The sequence below is a fragment of the Bacteriovorax sp. BSW11_IV genome, assembly GCF_000447755.1.
Classification (GTDB): domain Bacteria; phylum Bdellovibrionota; class Bacteriovoracia; order Bacteriovoracales; family Bacteriovoracaceae; genus BSW11-IV.
In genome coordinates this window covers 71,105-89,724 of the sequence record NZ_AUNE01000009.1, presented here as the reverse complement: position 1 = coordinate 89,724, position 18,620 = coordinate 71,105, and the positions used below count along the sequence as shown (strand labels likewise).

General features: G+C 36.3%; 15 protein-coding genes. 8 read left to right on the top strand and 7 right to left on the bottom strand.

The window, feature by feature from the left end; all coding sequences use genetic code 11:
* Positions 1-12 precede the first annotated feature (12 nt).
* Positions 13-711 (top strand): transporter substrate-binding domain-containing protein, encoded by a 699-nt coding sequence (locus tag M899_RS02805; RefSeq protein ID WP_021269924.1) that lies wholly within the window; start codon positions 13-15, stop codon positions 709-711.
* On the opposite strand, the gene M899_RS18750 is transcribed toward M899_RS02805, so the two are convergent.
* Both M899_RS18750 and M899_RS02795 read right to left on the bottom strand, forming a co-directional pair.
* Positions 708-3,179, bottom strand: a complete 2,472-nt coding sequence (locus tag M899_RS18750; RefSeq protein WP_021269922.1) for a methyl-accepting chemotaxis protein — start codon at positions 3,177-3,179, stop codon at positions 708-710. The genes M899_RS02805 and M899_RS18750 overlap by 4 nt on opposite strands.
* A gap of 118 nt (positions 3,180-3,297) precedes the next feature.
* On the bottom strand, positions 3,298-3,777 hold the full coding sequence (locus M899_RS02795; protein ID WP_034727541.1) for an Lrp/AsnC ligand binding domain-containing protein: 480 nt from the start codon (positions 3,775-3,777) through the stop codon (positions 3,298-3,300).
* 124 nt (positions 3,778-3,901) lie between these two features.
* Here M899_RS02795 and asnB point away from each other — a divergent pair, with 124 nt between their 5' ends.
* A complete protein-coding gene (gene asnB / locus M899_RS02790; RefSeq protein WP_021269845.1) occupies positions 3,902-5,488 on the top strand; it encodes an asparagine synthase B in 1,587 nt (528 codons plus the stop codon).
* A gap of 2 nt (positions 5,489-5,490) precedes the next feature.
* Here the strand turns inward: asnB and M899_RS02785 are convergent, their stop codons facing one another.
* From M899_RS02785 to alaS, 3 genes are all read right to left on the bottom strand, one after another.
* Positions 5,491-6,027 (bottom strand): hypothetical protein, encoded by a 537-nt coding sequence (locus M899_RS02785; protein WP_021269846.1) that lies wholly within the window; start codon positions 6,025-6,027, stop codon positions 5,491-5,493.
* A 9-nt stretch (positions 6,028-6,036) separates the two neighbouring features.
* Positions 6,037-7,434 carry a UDP-N-acetylglucosamine 1-carboxyvinyltransferase gene (gene murA / locus M899_RS02780; protein WP_021269865.1) on the bottom strand — a complete coding sequence of 466 codons (1,398 nt, stop codon included), beginning with the start codon at positions 7,432-7,434 and terminating at the stop codon, positions 6,037-6,039.
* A gap of 86 nt (positions 7,435-7,520) precedes the next feature.
* Positions 7,521-10,151 carry an alanine--tRNA ligase gene (alaS, locus tag M899_RS02775; protein WP_021269883.1) on the bottom strand — a complete coding sequence of 877 codons (2,631 nt, stop codon included), beginning with the start codon at positions 10,149-10,151 and terminating at the stop codon, positions 7,521-7,523.
* Positions 10,152-10,326: 175 nt separating this feature from the next.
* Here alaS and M899_RS02770 point away from each other — a divergent pair, with 175 nt between their 5' ends.
* The 3 genes from M899_RS02770 (at position 10,327) to M899_RS02760 (ending at position 14,081) form a co-directional block, all read left to right on the top strand.
* Positions 10,327-11,913, top strand: a complete 1,587-nt coding sequence (locus tag M899_RS02770) for a phosphoenolpyruvate carboxykinase (ATP) (RefSeq protein ID WP_021269866.1) — start codon at positions 10,327-10,329, stop codon at positions 11,911-11,913.
* A gap of 2 nt (positions 11,914-11,915) precedes the next feature.
* Complete coding sequence (locus tag M899_RS02765; RefSeq protein ID WP_021269919.1) at positions 11,916-13,358, top strand: SLC13 family permease; 1,443 nt, start codon at positions 11,916-11,918, stop codon at positions 13,356-13,358.
* A 90-nt stretch (positions 13,359-13,448) separates the two neighbouring features.
* Positions 13,449-14,081: a transporter substrate-binding domain-containing protein gene (locus M899_RS02760; RefSeq protein ID WP_021269911.1), complete on the top strand. Its 633-nt coding sequence runs from the start codon at positions 13,449-13,451 to the stop codon at positions 14,079-14,081.
* Here the strand turns inward: M899_RS02760 and M899_RS02755 are convergent.
* Positions 14,050-14,655, bottom strand: coding sequence for a histidine phosphatase family protein (locus M899_RS02755; RefSeq protein ID WP_021269868.1), 606 nt, complete (start codon positions 14,653-14,655; stop codon positions 14,050-14,052). The two genes, M899_RS02760 and M899_RS02755, sit on opposite strands and share 32 nt — an antisense overlap.
* 51 nt (positions 14,656-14,706) lie before the next feature.
* On the opposite strand from M899_RS02755, the gene M899_RS02750 reads away from it, so the two are divergent.
* From M899_RS02750 to M899_RS02740, 3 genes are read left to right on the top strand one after another with little or no spacing between them, the layout of a single operon-like run.
* Positions 14,707-15,234 (top strand): CopD family protein, encoded by a 528-nt coding sequence (locus M899_RS02750; RefSeq protein WP_021269882.1) that lies wholly within the window; start codon positions 14,707-14,709, stop codon positions 15,232-15,234.
* A 1-nt stretch (position 15,235) separates the two neighbouring features.
* A complete protein-coding gene (msrB, locus tag M899_RS02745) occupies positions 15,236-15,784 on the top strand; it encodes a peptide-methionine (R)-S-oxide reductase MsrB (protein ID WP_021269844.1) in 549 nt (182 codons plus the stop codon).
* A complete protein-coding gene (locus M899_RS02740) occupies positions 15,781-17,901 on the top strand; it encodes an FAD-dependent oxidoreductase (RefSeq protein ID WP_021269912.1) in 2,121 nt (706 codons plus the stop codon). The genes msrB and M899_RS02740 overlap by 4 nt, the downstream gene beginning before the upstream one ends.
* On the opposite strand, the gene M899_RS02735 is transcribed toward M899_RS02740, so the two are convergent.
* Positions 17,902-18,567 carry a LysM peptidoglycan-binding domain-containing protein gene (locus tag M899_RS02735; protein WP_021269843.1) on the bottom strand — a complete coding sequence of 222 codons (666 nt, stop codon included), beginning with the start codon at positions 18,565-18,567 and terminating at the stop codon, positions 17,902-17,904.
* Between the last annotated feature and the right edge of the window lie 53 nt (positions 18,568-18,620).

Here is an 18,620-nt window from a genome sequence, read left to right as displayed (position 1 = left end):
TTCGGGGATAATATGAGGCCATTAACACTTTTTTTTATAACACTATTTTATCTTATTAATAATGCCATTGCTCAACAAATACCTGTGTATATCTACCAAGATAAGCCTCCTTTTATTATCAATTCAAAAAAACAAATTGGTCTCGCCTATGATTTTGTAAGTATTTTGAATGAATATTCCAAAACAAAATACGAGCTCCAACTATTACCACGCACAAGAATTAATAAGATAAAAAGTAAAATTATGCTTTTTACAAATGAAGTATGGCTAAATGATGAAAACAAAGAGAGTTTCCTCTATTCATCACCTATAGCCGAGGATCAAAATCTTTATATCTCTAATAAGAAAAGGCCTATCGATATCAAAAAGGATAGAAATTTAAAGATCGCCGTTATTGCAGCAAATGTATATGTGGTCTTCAAAGAGAGTTCACATCAAAGAATAGATGTTTTAAAAGAAGAACAAGTCTTTGACATGGTAGATCGAGGAAGAGTTGATGTAGGAGTTATAAGCCTTTCGACACTAAATTACTTATTGAAGAAAAATAAACTGCCCAAAGATCATTTTTTTATAGATAGTAATTCTCAGCTGCTTTACAAAAGACATCTCGTTTATTCTAAAGATCTGAAAAAAAACTATCTCGAAATTGAAAAGATTCTTCAAAACCAAAATTTCAAAGAATCTCTCAATCAAATTTTTAAGAAATACTAACCGACATCCTCAAATCGAGAATCATCACTACTTGGAATTTCTAAACTTACCTCAATTTCACTTGAACGAGGTTCTGCTACGATCGGTTTTTCAATTTTTGGCTCAACTTTTACTTTCTCTTTCGCTTTTACAACCTTAAGCTCTGGTTTTACTTCTACTTTTTTCTCAATAAATTGAGGCTCTTCATTCTCAATTCTCTTATCAAAACTCTGTTCTTTCTTTAGTGGTGCTTCTTTGTTTCCATAAACAATTCTCTGCATTTCTACAACGATTTGAGAAAGGACATTCGATTGACCTCTAAGTTCCTCCGCTCGAACCGAAGATTCTCCTGCGACAATAGAGTTCTGTTGAGTAGCATTATCAATTTCTTGTATTGCTTGAGTGATTTCATTTACACCAGAAGCTTGTTCTTTAGCGGAATTTGCAATTTCATTTACTGAGTTATTTACAATTTCAAAACTCTCTAGAACATCATCTAATATTGATTCACATTCTACAGATTTACTTACACCACTTTCAACTCTCTGCTTAGCTTGATCAATAATTGTAATCATTTTAGCTTTTGAACTCTCGACAATATCGTTCACTTTTTTAGTACTTTGATCTAATAATGTCGTAATACTATTGGCCGCATTCCCTGACATTGATGCAAGATTTCCAACTTCCTCAGCAACTACTGAAAAACCTTTACCGTGCTCTCCCGCTCTGGCCGCTTCTACAGAGGCATTAAAAGATAAAAGTTTTGTTTGGAAAACGATATCGTTAATAACTTTGGTTTTTTCTGAAATCTCAGAAATAACGGCCTTAATTTCTTCAATCTGACGATTGTTCTCATCAACACCTTGAACAATATCCTCATTACTCTTATGAATCAGTTCAATAATACTCTTTACCTCATTAACCGATTTCTTCCCTCTAATGGCCTTTTCACGACTCTCCAAACTTCTATTGGCCGCGACATCTGCAGACTCTGAACTTCTAGTAACCATGGCCGAAATCTCACTCACTGATGAAGAAGTCTCTTGCACACTGGCAGCAAGCTCATCCGTTGTACTTGAAAGCTCCGTAGAACCTTCTGCAATTTTTGTTGAACTATCTAGAACACTCTTCGCCCCTTCATTCAGACGAGTTGCAATCTTAATAATTTGATTTGAAAGTGCTGTTGAGACAGTAAATGCTCCGACAATAATAATTAGAAGTGAAACAGCAACAACAACAAGAACGATATTTCGAAGTGCCACGACAGGAACAAGTGCTTCTGCCTGGTCAAACTCACTTAACATAAACCATTCAAGACCTTCTATTTTAATTGGCATATAAGCACTAATAACATCTACCCCACGATAATCTTTTGTTATTTCAAAGCCACTTTTTCCTTCGATTACATGATTAATCGCGCTTGATTCAAGCTTAACGGCCAATGCAGAAGTATTTTGTTTATCGATATAAGTGATCTGCTCTCCAGAAAGTCCTGCACCTTTCATAGATTCCAAATACTGTGGTTTATCTTCAATTAGAAAGCGTGAAACACTTCTCATAAAATGGTCTTTCCCAACAATATAAGTCTCTCCAGACTCTCCTAGCCCTTGTTCTTTCCATTTTTGATTTCCCGTAAGAATCATATTCACTTTATCAACTGGTACTTGAAAAACGAGCACGCCGATCTTCTTCCCATCTGCAATAATAGGATATGAAACAAACTGAGAGGGAGCATTAAAACTTGGGAAGTATTTTTCAATATCTGAAATATGTACACCATCAGTTGTAAGAGATTTCTTATATAGCTGAGTAATAGAAGAATTTGAAAATTCTCCTTTTGTAAGATCGGCCATAAAATCTATTTCTTTGGTCACGGTATATACGACCTTATTAGACTTTGCACTGATTAAAAATAAATCGTAATAGCCAAACTGCTCAATATAGTTTTTAAATGATTGATGAAACTTACTATGTGCCTTCGCGTAAGTCGTTCCATTTTCAAGATCTGAAAGCTTTGCTTTTTCACCGAATGGGAATTTGTTACTGCTAATGAAAGCATCTTGAATTTCAATTTGCTCATCACTTAAAAATTGGATGTAATCAATACCTTTTTTTGAAGTATTATTTATCTCGTTATATTTTTTTACAAATTGAGCATCATAATAACTTGTAAGCTTTGATTTTATATCTGAAGCATTAACATCAGGGGTTTCTGAACTATAATTTTCTACACCTTTTTCAAATTCAATGAGTGAATCTCTAACAAGAGTACTTTCACCTAAATTTTGAATTTGTGTTCTCATGAGTTTGTAAAGTTCTTCGAGTTGAAATGCTTTTGACTCTCTTACTGCAACAAGCTTAGTCATCGCCTCTTGGTTTAGAGCTTCTGAGCTTTTGTTAAATGCAAGAATTGCAATAATTGATGATGGTAAGGCACCGGCCAGAATCAAGATTAAGATTAATTTTGCTTTCAGCGATAACTTCCCCATATTCCCCTCTCATTTTAAAACTTTTCTTTATTATGATCGGTTATCGTAAGAGAATTAATTAAGATAAATTTAATTTTTATAAATTTTGCCGATTTAGTGAATTAACCCCTTTATATTCTTATTTAATTAATTTTAATTCCCTTTCGATTGGAGAAGATAAACATATAAACGATTCTGTGGATAAAACCTCGTCAATGGCCTGCAATTTTCCAACCAAGAACTGATGATAATGATCTATATCACGTACATAGACTTTTATCATAAGACCAAAAGATCCTGTCGTGTAATGCGTTTCTACGACTTCATCTATTTTCTGTAACTTACTTATTACTTTTTGAATATCTTTGGCATTGTGGAGGTGAATTCCGAGCATTACACAGACGCCCTGACCAAGTTTCTTATGATCTACTATGAGTCTTGTGCCCAAAATCACACCCATCTCTTTAAGCTTCTCCACTCGCTGATGAATGGTCCCACCAGAAACGGAGAGCTTTCTAGCAATTTCCAAAAAAGGCTTCCTCGCGTCCTTTTGCAATTCTCCAAGGATTTTAAGATCAAGATTATCAATTTCGTAATTATGGGTCACTTTACACCTCATTTTTTAACATTTTATCACAAAAATAGCCCTCAAATTAAATAATCATCATTAATAGAAATAATTATTTGATAAATTTTCACAATAAGTCGAAATTTATTAAGAAATCACTACTTGGAGGTTGGCGATGTGTGGTTTTTTAATAGGTAAATTCAGCGACAAGGAAGAAGCAACATTTAAAGACTCTCTTGCTAAAATACAGTACAGAGGGCCCGATGATACAGAAATTGTCCTTGCAAAAAATCATGTCTACATCGGCTTTCACCGTCTTGCGATTATGGATCTCACCGGAAAAGGGAACCAGCCTTTTTATCATCAGGACAAATACGCAGTATGTAATGGTGAAATTTATAACTTTCAATTTATTAAATCTGACTTTGAAGATACGTTTCCCTTTAAATCTGATTCAGACTGTGAAGTCCTTCTACCTTTATATCTCTACCATGGAATTGAGAAAACTTGCCAAGTACTCGATGGAGAATTTGCCTTTGTTCTTTATGATGAAAAAGAAGATCGTTTTATAGCGGCAAGAGATCATATGGGTATTCGTCCAATGTTTTATGGTAAAGCTAAAACTACTGGAGAATATGCCTTCGCCTCAGAAGTAAAGGCCTTAATTGATTTATGTGACGACATTAAACCTTTTCCTCCTGGTCATTATTTTGATGGAAAAGACTTCTGTGCTTTTGCTGATACAACTTCTCCAAAAACATATATTCGAGATCTAGACAAAGCACTCAAAGGAATTAGAGAGCTACTTACAAGTGGAGTAAAAAAAAGATTACACTCAGATGCACCTCTTGGTTTTCTTCTTAGTGGTGGGCTTGATTCAAGTCTCGTCTGTGCGATCGCTCATAAGCTTACTGGAAAAAAAATAACAACATTTGCAGTTGGGATTGAAGAAGGGCCAATTGATACAAAATACGCTCGTATCGTCGCTGATTATATTGGCAGTGATCACCACGAAGTGCTCTTTAAAAAGGCCGATATATTTAGAACTCTTGAAGATCTCATCTATCACCTAGAGACATATGACATAACTACGATTAGAGCATCTATGGGCATGAACCTCGTTTGTGAATACATTAAAGAAAAAACAGATATTAAAGTTGTTTTAACTGGTGAAGTAAGTGATGAACTTTTTGGGTATAAGTACACAGACTTCGCACCAAGTGCAGAAGAGTTTCAAAAAGAAGCAAAGAAGCGAATTGATGAACTTTATATGTACGACGTTTTAAGAGCTGATCGTTGTATTGCGAGCAACTCTCTCGAAGCGCGCGTTCCATTTAGTGATAAAGAATTTGTGGAATTTGTTATGAGTATTGATCCCTCTCTCAAAATGAATACAACAGGTATTGGAAAATATCTTTTAAGAAAGGCGTTTGAAGACGATGACTATCTTCCAGAAGAAATATTAATGAGAGAGAAAGCAGCTTTTTCAGATGCTCAGGGACATGCTGTTGTTGATTATTTAAAGGCCCATGCTGAATCTCTTTATACTGATGAAGAATTTGAAATGGCCAAGAAACACTACGAACATGCAACCCCTCAAACGAAAGAGGCCCTTATGTACAGAGAAATGTTCGAAAAGAAATTTTCTGGGATGTCTTATTTAGTAAAAGACTTTTGGTTGCCAAATAAAGAATGGAAAAACTGTGATGTTATTGATCCAAGCGCGAGGGTGCTACCAAACTATGGAAAATCTGGCGAATAATTCTAATAGAATTCATCCGCCTTCAACACAACACATCTCTCCCAAGTTTGATAGAGCTTTTTGTTGAAGTATCGAACCGGTTTAATTTTTTCCAGCTCACTCTTAGAAGGACAATCTAACTGAGACGGAGCTGGTTCTTTTCCCTTTTCAACTTGTTTTGGTTTTGAATCCCAACCCATCAAATAATTCATTCTATCGATAAGTGCAGATTTTGAACGAATCAAAGCGCGACATTCTTTAGTTCGCTCTTCATTGGGTCGCTGAGACGCAGAAGCTTCACAGTGTATATTGGGATAATTATACTTATAGGCAACTTCTTTAAGTCTTTTATCAATGGCCTTCATACCATTTTGAATTTCTGCTAATTCTTCGTACTTCTTTTTTTCATTTTCTTTTCTTAAAGTTTCAAGACAAATTTCACGAACGTGCTTAGCATTGGTGAAAAGATCTTGAAAAAAACCAGGTTCAGCACCACATTGAGCAACCTGGTCATTGGCCATTACTGAGAACGTAATTAAAGATAAGATAAGTATTTTCATTTAGAAATCTTACTCATTAATCATTTTTATATCAACACCTTGTTCTTCTAATTTTTCGAGGATATCGCTGTAGCCTCTAAAAAGATGTTTCACATCATGGATTTCTGTAACACCTTCAATTCTAGAGGCCATCATTATTAATGCGGCCGCAGCTCTCAAGTCAGTGGCCACCACTTTATTAGGCACAAAATTCTCTTTTCCATTAATCGTTGCCTTATTTCCTTCAACGGTAATATCTGCACCAAGCTTATTAAAATATTCAGCATGCATAAATCGATTTTCAAAAAGTGTCTCAGTAATTTTTGATTGACCTTCAACTGTTGTAAGTAGGGCCATTAATTGGGCCTGCATATCTGTTGGGAAACCTGGGTGCGGAAGCGTTGTTACATCAACAGGTCTTAGTTGACTCGGAAAAACTTCAATATAGTCTGGACCAACTTTCATATTGGCACCCATCATTTTTAAAACGTTTAAAGCGTCGCCTAAATGCTCTGGATTAAATCCACTAATTTTCACATGAGAGCGACTCATTAGACCCATTAAGACATAAGTTCCGGCCTCAATACGGTCACCGATGGCCCTGTAGTGAACTTCTTTCAGTTCACTTACTCCTTCAATTTTCATGACTCCATCACCGATCCAACTAATCTTTGCACCCATGGCATTGAGAAAATCCATTAGATCATCAATCTCTGGTTCTTTAGCAGCATTTCTAATAATAGTTTCGCCTTTAGCTAGTATGGCCGCACTCATGATATTTTCAGTAGCTCCTACAGAAGGAAAATATAAACTGATATCTGAGCCGACTAAGGAATTAAACTTTCCAATTCCTTGAACAAAGTCATCGCCTTCTTCAAAATTCACTCCGAGGGCCTTTAAACCTTCTAGGTGTAGATCAATTGGACGAGCACCAATAGGACATCCTCCAGGCAAGGCCACCTTTCCAGCACCATAACGAGCAATTAGTGGGCCTAAAAAAAGAATTGAGGCACGCATCTTCGTGACCATGTCACAAACGGCCATATTTGTTTTCAATGTGCTTGAATCAAAAGTTGTTACATTACCTTTTTCAGTAATCGTTACACCAAGCTCACTCAAAATAATTTTGAGCTTGTTAACATCACTAATCTTTGGAAGATCATATAAATGAACAGGCTTATCGGAAAGAATGACGCTTGTTAAGATTGGAAGATAAGCATTTTTGGCCGTGTTGATTTTAATTTCACCAGAGAGCTTAAATGGTCCTTTTACTACAATCTTTTTCCCTACTCCCTTAAGAGCAAGATCATCGACGACAGAGCTCAATCTCTTGGAATTTGTATCAAAGAAAGCTCTTTGAAATTCCTGTGTACAAACAGCGTGAGTATTCAGCGAGAGAAGAATGAGGGTATAGATTATTGTTTTCATACCCCCCATAAAGCAAAAATGGTGCCATTTATAGGCACCATTTTCGCTAAAAACTAGTTATTTAAATGATAGGTTGTCTAAGTTTTTTACAGAGATTCAATAGCTCCGAAGATCTTATCCATTCCCTCAAGACTTGGGGCACCACCTTGGGCAAAGTTAGGCTTACCGCCACCCCTTCCCTCAACAGGAGCAAGAATTTGCTTAAGAATATCACCGGCCTTCACTTTTCCAGCGATATCTTTGTGAACCCATACAAAGGCCTTAATTGATTTGTCATCTTTACCTAGAAGACAAACAATTTTACTCTCGGCCTTATCAATCATTTGATCACCAAGCTCTTTAAGAGTACTTGGCTCCACTTGCATCTCTCCAGCAAAAAAGCTTACACCGTGCAGTTCTTTTTTCACTTCTTTTACAAATTGAGCACTGCTAGCATTAACAGCAGGTGCTTCTTTTTTCTTTGCACTCGCTTGTTTTCTCATCTCTTGAATTCTGGCAACGATATCTGAAGTCTTAACTTTTAGTTCGTTGGCAGCAGCATTTAACTCTCTATTTCTTTGTTGCATCAACTCTACTGCATGTGCACCAACAACGGCTTCGATTCTTCTAATACCTTTAGCGACAGATGTTTCTGAAGCAATTAGAAATAAACCAATATCACCAGTTGCCTCTACGTGAGTTCCCCCACAAAGTTCAACAGATTCAGAACCAAAAGAGATGACGCGAACTTTTGAATCATACTTTTCACCAAATAGGGCCATGGCACCAGATTCGATAGCTTCTTCATATCCGCAAAGTTTTACGCTTCCTTTCGCATTTTCCATGATCCACTTATTTACAAGTTTTTCAACTTCTTCAAGCTCTTCTTTCGTTACAGCTTGAGGGTGTTGAAAGTCAAAACGAAGTCGATCAGACTTAACAAGTGATCCCTTTTGAGTTGCGTGCTTACCTAGAACTTGGTGAAGAGCTGAATGAAGTAAGTGAGTCGCAGAGTGATGTCTCTTTGTTGATTGTCTCTCATTTTCAGAAACTTTTAACTCTACTTTATCAGATGACTTGATTTCACCTTCAATTACTTTCGCAATATGTACGTGCTTATCTTTAACTTTAACTGTATCTACAATTTCGGCCTTACCAGCAGGGGCCACGACCATACCTTTATCACCAACCTGACCACCACTTTCAGCGTAAAATGATGTTTCTGTAGTTGTAAAAGAGAACTCATCACCTTTAGAAACAAATTCTACAACATCTGTTCCTTTTACAATCTTATTAACAATAGAAGCGTGATTTAAAGCTTCATAGCCTTTGAACACTGTCGCTTCTCCTTCAGTAAAAATGGCCTCAATTTTCTCTTGATCATCAGACAATCCACCTTTTCTAGAAATTACTCTTGAAGCTTTTCTGTGTTCTTCCCAACATTTCTCATATTTTTCTTCATCTAATGAAAGACCAAGGTCAGCAAGGTGTGACTTGATTACCTCAAGTGGAAGTCCGTGAGTTGAAACAAGATCAAAAGCTTCTTCACCAGAGAATATTTTAGCAGGCGCTTTCGCTACGATTTCATCAATCATTGAAAGACCTTTTTCAACGATTGGAGTGAACTCACTTACTTCTGTTTGCATATTGTAAATAATTGCTTCTCGCGCGGCCTTCATCTGTGGATAGAAGTCCCCAAGGATTTCAATTGTCTTATCAACCATTGGAGTGAAATCAATATTTTTAACTTTTTTAGAAATAAGAGCAGCAATACATTTTCTGATCAATCTTCTTGGAATGTAACCTTGCCCCTCATTTCCAGGCATAACCCCTTCACCAAGAATACAAGTCGCTGCACGAGTATGGTCAGAAAGCATTCTAACTTTTCTCATATCATTTTCATTTTTAGAACCACCGATCATTTCACCAAACATATCGACAAGTGGCTTTAAAAGATCTGTGTCATAAACTGAATCATGACCGTTGATAACCATCGCAAGTCGCTCTAGACCAGAACCTGTATCAACAGACTTAAGCGGAAGAGGTTCGAATGTTCCATCTTTTTGCTTATTAAGTTCCATAAATACACCTGCGTTCCAAATTTCGATGTAACGGCTTACATCATCAAAATGGCCACCCGGTTTATAAGTTGGACCGTATTGCTCACCACAGTCAAAGAAAACTTCAGTACATGGACCACAAGGACCAGTGTCACCAGCTGGACCCCAGAAGTTATCATCTCCAAGCATAACGATATGGTCTTCAGGAACACCACATTTTTTCCAAGCTTCTACTGATTCAAAGTCTGGTTTAATGCCAAGCTTTTCATTTCCACCATAAACGGTGAAATATAATTTTTCAGCTGGGAAACCCATTTCTCCAACAAGAAGATTATAAGCAAGTTCACATGCTCTATCTTTGTAGTAATCACCGATTGACCATGAGCCCATCATTTCAAAAATTGTGAGGTGGTGTCTGTCACCAACATCATCGATATCTTTTGTTCTAATACAAGGTTGAAAGTTTGCAAGTCTTGGACTTGGAGGTGTTTCTTTTCCTAAGAAATAACTCTTAAGCGGGGCCATCCCCGAGTTGATGAAAAGAAGTGTCGGATCGTTCTGAGGAACAATTGAAGCGGCACCAATTTTAAGGTGATCGTTCTTTTCAAAGTACTCAAGAAACTTGTTTCTAATTTCGAGCGAGCTCATTTTTTTCATAGCTTTTTCAACCTTGCGCATAAAGTTAATTTTGAGATTAATCCTACATTATATACCAAAAAAAACTTATTATCGCGAGTGAGGTTTAAAAATCAATCAATTTCATAGCAAAAGATGCTTTCAATCATAGATTTAATGGGTATTATCAGTTAAAAAATAGCACTATTTATACACAACGCAATAAAAGGGGTTCCTTATGTTGGATTTCTACAAAAATTTAGGCCTAAATGTAGAGAAATTTGGTGATAATGTTTTCGTTAACCCAGTTCCTTCATTTTTAATTCAACAATCTGTTAAAAGAGGCGAAGGTCGTCTTACAAAAGATGGTTCCCTTGTCGTACTAACAGGAAAGCACACTGGGCGCTCAGCAAACGACCGTTACATTGTAAAAAGTGAAAAAACTGAAAAGACAATTTGGTGGGAAAACAACCTAAACCCAATGACTCCAAACAACTTTGCGGCCCTTAAAACAAAAGTTGTGAACTTTTTAAATGAGCAAAAAGAACTCTTCATTACTGAGAGATCTGTTGGAGCTCACCCTGAGCACAACCTTGGTGCAAGACTAATTACAACACACCCAAGTCACGCTCTATTCTCTGGTCACCTTTTCAGAGAAACGACACGCAATTTCAACGACAATGACTTCACAATTCTTCACGCTCCACTACTAACTTTGGATCCAAAAGAATTTAATACTAAATCAGAAACTGCAATCATCACATGCTTTGATACAAACACAACAATTATCGTTGGAACTCTTTATGCAGGTGAAATTAAAAAATCAATGTTTGCAGCAATGAACTACGAAATGCCAACTCGTGGAATTCTGCCAATGCACGCAGGAGCAAGCCGTCTATCGAATATGGAAACTTCTGTATTCTTCGGTCTATCTGGAACAGGTAAGACAACTCTTTCAACAGATACAGGAACATTCCTAATTGGTGATGATGAGCACGGTCTTTCAGACGAAGGAATCTTCAACTTTGAAGGTGGATGTTACGCAAAAACATACAAACTATCTAAAGAGACAGAACCAGAAATTTTTGAAGCTTCAAATCGTTTTGGTGCTCTTCTTGAAAACGTTGTAATGAATGATAAAACAGGTACAGTTGATTTCGACGATATGAGCATTGCTGAAAATGGTCGTTCATCTTACCCACTTTCATTCATTAGAGACCTTGAAACATCTTCAAAAGGTAAATTACCAAGTCATATCTTCTTCTTGTCTGCAGATGCTTTTGGAGTACTACCTCCAGTTGCAAAACTGACAAAAGAACAAGCAATGTTCTACTTTGTACTAGGTTACACTGCAAAACTAGCAGGAACAGAAATTGGAATTAAAGAACCTCAAGCTGCTTTTTCTCCATGTTTTGGTGCTCCTTTTATGCTTAGACACCCAAGTGAGTATGCTAAACTTCTAGGGGAATACCTTGACCGTCACAATATCAAAGTATGGATGGTAAACACTGGTTGGACAGGTGGTCCATATGGTGTTGGTAACAGATTCCCACTAAAAGTAACAAGAGAACTTATCCGTTCAATTCAAGCGAATGAACTAAATGATGCTCCAATGGAAAAAGATCCTATCTTTGGTCTTCAAATTCCTGCTGGTGTTAGAGACATTCCAACTGCAACTCTTCAGCCTCAAAAGAATTGGCCAAATTCTGACGACTACGTTGTAAAAGCAAAAGAACTTGCAACAAGCTTCCATAAGCAAATGAAGAAATTTGGTGATTTCTACAACACAAATATTGAAGGAGCGCCAACATTTGGCCGTGAGTAAATATGAAAAGACTCGTTCTTAATATTTACAAAAAGGGACTGTTTATCGGTCCCTTTTTGTTTTTAGTGATTCTCTCTATAGATACTGGCTTCACTGTTATTCAACAACGTTTCTTGGCCATTTTTGCGTGGGTCATTTGCCAATGGCTTCTCACCTCAGTCCCTCTTTTTATAACGGGAATTTTTGGTGTGTGCTTGTCCATATTGATGGGGGTCACAACTACGAAGGAAGCTTTTGCTCCCTTTAGTGATGATATCATCTTTCTTTTTATGGGTGGATTCTTACTCGCAAAGGCCCTAGAAGTCTTGCGCTTTGATAAGAAAATTGCCCTTCATCTTCTTACTCTTCCCTATGTTGCCGGAAATTTAAAAAGAACTATCTTAGCTCTCTATGCAATTACTGCTGTGCTTTCTATGTGGGTTTCAAACACAGCGACAACCGCAATGATGATTCCAATTGTGATTGGAATTGTTAAAGGATTGGAGCTTAAAGAGAGAGAATTAAAGTCAACACTACTTTTAGGTGTTGCTTATGCTGCGACGATAGGAGGACTGGGCACACCGATTGGTTCACCTCCCAATCTCATTGCTTTAGGAATGCTTAACAACTTAGCTAATATTAAAGTTACATTCTTACAATGGTTGCTTTTTGGCCTGCCACTTGTTGTAATCATGATTTATTTTTTATATCTCTACACAACAAGACGAATAACTGATCAAGAAAATAGTTTTCCTTATACCGCCTTAATTGAAGAGAAAAAAACAATGGGGCATGTGACGAAAAGTGAAAGAACTGTCATGATAATCTTTTCAATTGCTGTGATCTTGTGGTTTGTTCCAAGTTTTATAGGTCTTATTCCAAACCCTGAAAGTAGTCTTGCGATTTTTATAAAAACAAAACTCACTGCAGGTGTCGTTTCAGTATTTTGCGCTTCATTACTTTTTTTATTTCCGCTTAATGATAGAGTGAAAATACTATCACTCGAACATACAAAAGAAATTGATTACCCATCGCTATTTCTTTTTGGCTCGGGACTATCTCTAGGTGGGATCCTTTTTAAAACAGGTCTTGCTGAGCTTGCCTCCCAAGCCTTACTTGGTGGGGGTTCAGATTTACAATTTGCACTATCAATTATTGTAGTCGTTTTTATTACAATATTTTTTACAGAACTTGCCTCTAATACAGCTTCAGCCAATATTATTATTCCTATGATTATAGCTGCAAGTCTTCAAAATGGTCACTCGCCTCTCATTGCAACAATTGGGGTGGCCCTTGCTTGTAATATGGCATTTATGCTACCTGTAGCAACCCCTCCTAACACCATAGTTTATGGTAGTGGCGAAGTAAAACTCTCTGATATGATTAAAGAGGGTCTTGGATTAAACTTTATTTCGTTTGCCCTTCTTGCCCTAGGAATCTTCTTGGGAACATTTCTTCTGGCATGATATAATGAGAAGGTGACACGTACCCTCCTTCTCATTTTTTTTTTATTCTCATCAATCGTTCATAGCAAAGAACGCCAGCTTGTCTGTGCAATGGCAATTGGCTTTCCTCCATTCCAATTCGTTGAAAACGACAGGCCAGCAGGAATAGATGTAGAGATTTTAAATTCATTCACACAACAAACAAATTTCAAAATTAAAATTGTTCAAATGAATTGGAGTGATGTCATTAGCAAATTTAACTTCACTGATAACATTGATTGCATTTGGGGAATTGAGCGTGGTCCAGAGAGAGATAGGCGCTTTCTTTTTTCGGATTCTCTCTACTCAAGAGCCTCCACCCTATTTAGTCTTAAAAATACAAAATTCAAAACAATAAAGAGTTTAAAAGGACACTTTGTTGGCGCAGATGAAGACTCACAATTAAACCATGAACTTATTAAAAGTAGTATTAGGTTTAAAAAATTCAAAACCAAAGAGCAATCTATAGAAGGTCTTATTAAAGGCGATATATCTGCGGCAATAATGCCTAGATATGTCGGACATTACTTAGCAAAAAAACACCAAATAGAACTATATGAAATTAAGAAATCACAACATCCAAGTGAAGTGAGTATTGCTTTCAAAAAGCGTGATTCTGATTTAAAAAATGATTTTAATAAACTCTTAAAAAGAGACGATATAAAGTCAGAAATTATAAAAATCCTGGAAAGATGGGCCCAGTAACAATGTGACCCTTTTCATCGATCTCAAGTTTATAGACTGTACAATTTGAAATACTAATTGGACTCGTCCCTTCAGGTAAATAAGAATGTAACAAACATCTTAAAGTTCCACCATGAGTACTAATACCAATATGGCGGTGAGGACCCTCACAAATTTTACTAATCAAAGTTCTCATTCTTTGTAGAGCTACACCTTTTTTTTCACCATTTGGAAAAGAAATATCGAGAGAAGATTCTTTGGTATCTGAAAAATTATTCCATAAATCTTTGCCAAAGCGTTCAAGAGCAACTTCCATCGTTAGTCCCTCAGCATCTCCAAAATCTAATTCTTGTAATTCCATAGCTTCTACGATCTCTCGCCCATCGCTACTCGCTGCGATTATGGCCGTTTCAAATGCCCTTTTAAGATGGGACGAATAGACAATGTCTATGGGAAGATTCTTTATGAAAAGTCGAAGCTCCCTGGCCTGTTCACGACCTTCATCATTTAGAGGGATATCAATTCTTCCCTGTAATTTTCTTTGTTTATTCCAGTCTGTGAGGCCGTGTCTAAAGAGGTAAAATGTCGTTTTCATTCCTATAGGGTACGTGGTACTTTTTTAAACATCAAGAGATAAGGAGAAATCATGTACTTTTACTTAAAGGCACTGCACATAATTTTTGTCGTAACTTGGTTTGCGGGCCTATTCTATATAGTTAGACTATTCATCTACCATACAGAAGCAAATGAACTAGAAGAGACTAAAAAAGAGATCTTACAAAACCAATTTAAGATTATGGAAAAGAGACTCTGGTATGGAATCACATGGCCATCATGTGTACTAACAATTCTTTTTGGCCTAAGTCTTTTTCACAATTTCTTCCCTTTGACTGATCACCCTTGGCTAATAGTAAAACTATGCTTTGTCTTTGGATTATTCCTCTATCATCTAAGTTGTGGATATATCTTAAAAAATCTTCAATGTAACAAATTCCCCCTTTCCAGCACTAAGTTAAGAGTATGGAATGAAGTTGCCACAATTTTTCTTGTCGCAATTGTCTTTCTTGTGGTCCTTAAGGATGTATTAAGTATGGCAAATGGTATCATTGGGCTCATAATTTTTACAGGAGCACTTATGCTCGGTATTAAAGGATATAAAAAACTGCGAGGATAAAATGTTATCCAAGAAAAAAGTACTTTCTCTTTTGACCTTCTTTGCACTGATTATTGTTGGAGTACTCGCCTTTGATTACTCTCGAAAATCAGCTGATGAAAATGAAATTTCTAAAGTGGGTCATCACTTAACAAATATGGCCTCACAAAGTGATTGGTCCAATAAAAGTGATGAATACTGGAAAAAGAACCTCACCCCTCTCCAGTATTATGTAACCAGACAAAAAGGCACTGAACGCGCTTACACTGGTCATCTCTGGGATGCTCACGATCATGGAACTTATATATGTTCAAATTGTGGACAAGTTCTGTTCTCATCAGAAACGAAATTTGATTCAGGAACTGGTTGGCCAAGTTTTTACGATGTAATCAACAAGGGAAATATTGAGCTTTTAGAAGATCGAAAATTTGGAATGTCGAGAACAGAAGTCATTTGTTCTCGTTGTAAAGCGCACTTGGGACACGTCTTTGATGATGGTCCAGCGCCAACGGGTCTGCGCTATTGTATAAACTCTGTTTCGCTAGTTCTTAAGAAGGATCAAGCTAAATGAAGAAGAATAATAAGTTGATTTTGATATCAATCATTATTACTCTTTTTACCATTTTTTATTATTTCGATTTTAGTGACTACTTTTCACTTTCATTTTTAAAAGAAAATCACCTAGAGCTAATCCAGCAATATAATCAAAGGCCAATTTTCTTTATTGGGATATATTTTATTATATATGTCATTGTCACAACCCTTTCAATTCCAGGAGCAACAATCCTAACGTTAGCGGGAGGTAGTATATTTGGACTTTGGTTGGGTGTACTTATTGTTTCATTTGCAAGCACAATTGGTGCGACTTTATCTTTTTTAAGTTCACGCTATCTCTTAAGAAATTATTTCGAAGAGAAGTTCCCAACACAAATGAAAGAAGTAAATAATGGATTTGAAAAAGATGGAGTGTTTTATCTTTTGAGCTTAAGACTAATTCCCGTTATCCCCTTTTTCCTAATAAATATACTTATGGGTCTAACGCAAATTAGGACAATAATTTATTTTTTCATTTCTCAAGTTGGTATGCTTCTAGGGACCATTGTATATATCAACGCAGGGGTTCAACTCTCATCTATTACAAATGTTGAAGACATTTTTGATTTTAAAATAATCGTATCTTTTTCACTCCTTGGACTTTTACCTCTTATGGCAAAATTCATTCTAAAAAACATCAAAACAAATCAGCTCTATAAAAACTTTGAGCGTCCAGTTAAGTATGACTACAACATGATCGTAATTGGAGCTGGTGCTGGCGGGTTAGTTACTAGCTATATCTGTGCAATGGCCAGGGCCAAAGTTCTTCTCATAGAAAAAGATAAAATGGGAGGAGACTGTCTCAATACTGGCTGTGTACCTTCAAAGGCGCTAATCAATATTGCAAATAAGGTCTATGAAGTCAGGAGATCATCACAATTTGGCATTCATCACAAAGATCTTTTAGTAGACTTCAAACAAGTAAAGAAAAGCATCACTGAAAAGATCAAACTTATAGAACCACATGACTCGATTGAGCGATATCAATCCCTAGGAGTTGAATGTCTAAGGGGTAATGCGAAAATCCAAAATCCTTGGTCTGTTGAAATTGATGGAGTTAGTTATACTGCAAAAAATATTACGATTGCCACAGGGGCCTCTCCCATAATTCCAAAGATACCTGGAGTTGAAAAGATAGACTACTTAACGAGTGATACAATCTGGAATTTAGACCATTGTCCTGAAAGACTACTTATCGTAGGAGCAGGTCCTATTGGACTTGAGCTAGGTCAGGCATTTTCACGTTTAGGTAGTAAAGTTACAATTATTGACAAAGACTCACACATTTTATCAAAAGAAGATCGTGATATTTCAGATATTCTTCTTCAAAAACTTCGTCTAGAAAATATCTCTATAAAACTTAATACTACTATAAACAGTTTTGAGAACAAAAATAGTGCTTCAATAAACTGTGAAGGCATCCAAGAGACTATTGAATTTGATTATTGCCTAATGGCCATAGGTCGAGCAGTAAATATCAGCGATCTCACGAATTTAGATTTTGAACTCAATATGTCCGGAACAATCAAAACAAACCAATATATGCAAACTTCTTTTCCAAATATCTTCGCATGTGGAGACGTCGCAGGACCTTTTCAACTAACTCACGCAGCATCTCATCAAGCATGGTATTGTGCCATTAATGCCCTTTTTGGGAAATTTTTAAAATTTAAAATTAACTACAATACTCTTTCCTGGGTGACCTATACTTCTCCCGAAGTTGCAACTGCTGGCGTAAATGAAAAGATGGCCATTGAAAAAAACATAAACTATGAAGTACAAGAGTATGAACTATCTGACCTTGACCGTGCCATAATTGATGAACAAAATTTTGGTAAAATAAAGGTACTTTTAAATAAGAATACCCAAAAAATCATTGGCGCAACAATTGTTCATCCCCAAGCATCGACATTAATTCAACAATATATTCAAGCTATTACTTTTAATAAAGATTTGAATTTTATCTTACGCCCCATTCAACCTTATCCAACAATAAATGAAGGTAACCGCTATCTAGCGGGTAATTGGAAAAAACAAAAAGGCCCACAATTTCTTATGGGCCTTTTAGATAAATATAATCGCTATATGAGATAATTAAAAATTGGCAGGACCACGTTCTAACACTTGCTCTTTTGGCAAATAATAAAGTGTAAATCCAGCGAAGATCATATCAGGATCAACAATTTGTACTTTATTATTTTCCCAAATATTTTTCCAATGCTTCCCATTATCCTGATATAATTTTTTTGAAATTTTTGTTAGATAATCCCCTCTCAAAATGAGATAAGGATTACCGTTAGGTGGCCAATTTGGGATACTATCTTCTGGAACATACTTCAATTGCTGACCTGCTTGAAGTTGCGTTCTTCCCTTAAGAAGCTCCTCATTCCACATACTGATGTGTTTCCACTTGTCACTATCGCGATAAATCTTAAATGCAACAAGCATTAATGTATCGCCATCTTCTACAGTATATTCTAGGAACTGACTTTGCTCGATACTAGCAACTTCCCTAGCGATTTCATTTTTAATTCCTTTAATTTTGTTTTGATCATCATAGATGCTATCAGCTTCAACTTTTGACATACCAGAAATAGTACTTTCGAGCTCCATATCAGCACCGTCATCAAAAACAAGAACATCATCATTAATTGTGAAGTCTTCTTTCTCTGAGCTTGCTAATTCTTGAGATTTTTGTTCTTTATTCATCGAACAAGCAGCACTTGATAAAACTAATAATAATAAAATCCAATTCTTCATATCAATACCCTTTATCATTTCCTAAGAAACTTTTCGGATATCAGGAATTTTTC

Bases quoted from the DNA above. Each gene is read 5' to 3' on its own strand.
- M899_RS02805 (WP_021269924.1), top strand. From the start codon at position 13: ATGAGGCCATTAACACTTTTTTTTATAACACTATTTTATCTTATTAAT.
- murA (WP_021269865.1), bottom strand. From the start codon at position 7,434: ATGAAAACAATAATCTATACCCTCATTCTTCTCTCGCTGAATACTCAC.
- M899_RS02795 (WP_034727541.1), bottom strand. From the start codon at position 3,777: ATGAGGTGTAAAGTGACCCATAATTACGAAATTGATAATCTTGATCTT.
- M899_RS02770 (WP_021269866.1), top strand. From the start codon at position 10,327: ATGTTGGATTTCTACAAAAATTTAGGCCTAAATGTAGAGAAATTTGGT.
- M899_RS02760 (WP_021269911.1), top strand. From the start codon at position 13,449: ATGGCAATTGGCTTTCCTCCATTCCAATTCGTTGAAAACGACAGGCCA.
- M899_RS02750 (WP_021269882.1), top strand. From the start codon at position 14,707: ATGTACTTTTACTTAAAGGCACTGCACATAATTTTTGTCGTAACTTGG.
- M899_RS02785 (WP_021269846.1), bottom strand. From the start codon at position 6,027: ATGAAAATACTTATCTTATCTTTAATTACGTTCTCAGTAATGGCCAAT.
- msrB (WP_021269844.1), top strand. From the start codon at position 15,236: ATGTTATCCAAGAAAAAAGTACTTTCTCTTTTGACCTTCTTTGCACTG.
- alaS (WP_021269883.1), bottom strand. From the start codon at position 10,151: ATGCGCAAGGTTGAAAAAGCTATGAAAAAAATGAGCTCGCTCGAAATT.
- M899_RS02755 (WP_021269868.1), bottom strand. From the start codon at position 14,655: ATGAAAACGACATTTTACCTCTTTAGACACGGCCTCACAGACTGGAAT.
- asnB (WP_021269845.1), top strand. From the start codon at position 3,902: ATGTGTGGTTTTTTAATAGGTAAATTCAGCGACAAGGAAGAAGCAACA.
- M899_RS02740 (WP_021269912.1), top strand. From the start codon at position 15,781: ATGAAGAAGAATAATAAGTTGATTTTGATATCAATCATTATTACTCTT.
- M899_RS02765 (WP_021269919.1), top strand. From the start codon at position 11,916: ATGAAAAGACTCGTTCTTAATATTTACAAAAAGGGACTGTTTATCGGT.
- M899_RS18750 (WP_021269922.1), bottom strand. From the start codon at position 3,179: ATGGGGAAGTTATCGCTGAAAGCAAAATTAATCTTAATCTTGATTCTG.
- M899_RS02735 (WP_021269843.1), bottom strand. From the start codon at position 18,567: ATGAAGAATTGGATTTTATTATTATTAGTTTTATCAAGTGCTGCTTGT.